Annotated in this window: 1 protein-coding gene; it reads left to right on the top strand. The window is 60.9% G+C overall.

What is annotated here, in order from left to right; translation table 11 throughout:
• Positions 1-346: 346 nt before the first annotated feature.
• Positions 347-1,321 (top strand): porphobilinogen synthase, encoded by a 975-nt coding sequence (gene hemB / locus B3397_RS17745; protein ID WP_296252605.1) that lies wholly within the window; start codon positions 347-349, stop codon positions 1,319-1,321.
• The last annotated feature ends 287 nt before the right edge of the window (positions 1,322-1,608 follow it).

Here is a 1,608-nt window from a genome sequence, read left to right as displayed (position 1 = left end):
GCGTGCGAATGGTGTCGATGGCCAGCTGGTCGCGGGCGCTGTCGGTGAAGGAGGAGGGTGCTGAACCTTGGGTGTCTGTACTTGGCATCTGGATCTATCCCACATTGAGTTCGCGAGGAAATCGCGGTGAAGATGTTGGGGGTTGACCTTGGGGTGGCTGTGGAAGTTGCGCTTGATTCGTGGGTGGTCGATGAAGATGGCTGGCAATGGGTCTGCTCAGCCCAGGCAAAGGTGCGACAATCTCTAGCACCCCTCAGCGCCATCCACCGCCCAAATGGCCGAGCCTTTTCTGCGCTTCTGGCGTTATCATCTACCTCCTTGTGCGACAACAACCTTGGAATCAATGATGTCTAGCCAGTTTCCAACCGCGCGTCCTCGGCGTCTGCGGCGCTCCGAAGCCTTTCGCGATATGTTCCAGGAAGCCGAGTTCAACCTGGGTGATCTGGTCCTGCCCATTTTCGTGGAAGAAGAAATCGACGATTTCGTCCCTATCAGCAGCATGCCCGGTGTCATGCGTATTCCCGAGTCGAAGCTGGCCGGGGAGATCGAGCGCTATGCGCGCGCCGGCATCAAATCGGTGATGACATTCGGCGTTTCCCACCATCTGGACGCCGATGGCAGCGACACCTGGAAGGACGACGGGCTGGTCGCGCGCATTGCTCGCATCTGCAAGAGCACGGTGCCGGAAATGATCGTCATGGCCGACACCTGCTTTTGCGAATACACCTCCCACGGTCACTGCGGCGTGATGCATGGGGAGCACGTGGATAACGACGCTACCTTGATCAATCTGGGCAAGCAGGCCGTGGTCGCGGCGCGTGCCGGTGCCGATTTCATCTCGCCGTCGGCGGCAATGGACGGTCAGGTCCAGGCGATTCGAAGTGCGTTGGACGGCGCAGGTTTTTTCGATACCTCGATCATGGCGTATTCGACCAAATTCGCGTCTTCCTTCTACGGCCCGTTCCGTGAAGCAGGCGGCACTGCACTGAAGGGCGACCGCAAGACCTATCAGATGAACCCCATGAACCGTCGTGAGGCGGTGCGTGAGTCGCTTCTGGACGAGCAGGAAGGCGCCGATGCCTTGATGGTCAAGCCAGCGGGTGCTTACCTGGATATCATCCGTGACATTCGCGAGGCCTCCCGCCTGCCCCTGGCGGCTTATCAGGTGAGTGGCGAGTACGCCATGATCAAGTTTGCCGGGCAGGCCGGTGCGGTGGATGAGCAGCGTATCGTTCGGGAAAGTCTGGGCGCGATCAAGCGTGCCGGAGCTGATCTGATCTTTACCTATTTCGCCATGGATATTGCCCGCGAAGGTATCTGACCCCAGGGTCGGTGGGTGGCTGGGTTGTTCTGCAGGGCTGGGTGAGGGGCCATCGAGCCCCCATCGCCCAGCAAGCCGAACTCCCCCAGCCCCCCGCGTTCCAAAGCAGGCCTCCACTGAGAACCTGCCCATGGACATCGTCATCACCCCCGAACAGATCGAAACCACCAACCTGCGCAGCGCCACCGAAATCTGGCTGGCCCGCCCGGACGCGACCGGCGCGGTGGACAGCACCGATCCCGGAACCTGCCTGTGGCGCGGCCGCCCAGTGGTGAGCCACGACATGC

Source organism: Pseudomonas sp. UBA4194, from assembly GCF_002379585.1.
Classification (GTDB): Bacteria; Pseudomonadota; Gammaproteobacteria; order Pseudomonadales; family Pseudomonadaceae; genus Aquipseudomonas.
The sequence above is the reverse complement of the archived record's forward strand: the minus strand, read 5'-3'. Positions and strand labels throughout refer to the sequence as shown.

What these genes read in the sequence shown, in the direction of transcription:
- hemB (WP_296252605.1), top strand. Translation starts at nt 347, where the DNA reads ATGTCTAGCCAGTTTCCAACCGCGCGTCCTCGGCGTCTGCGGCGCTCC.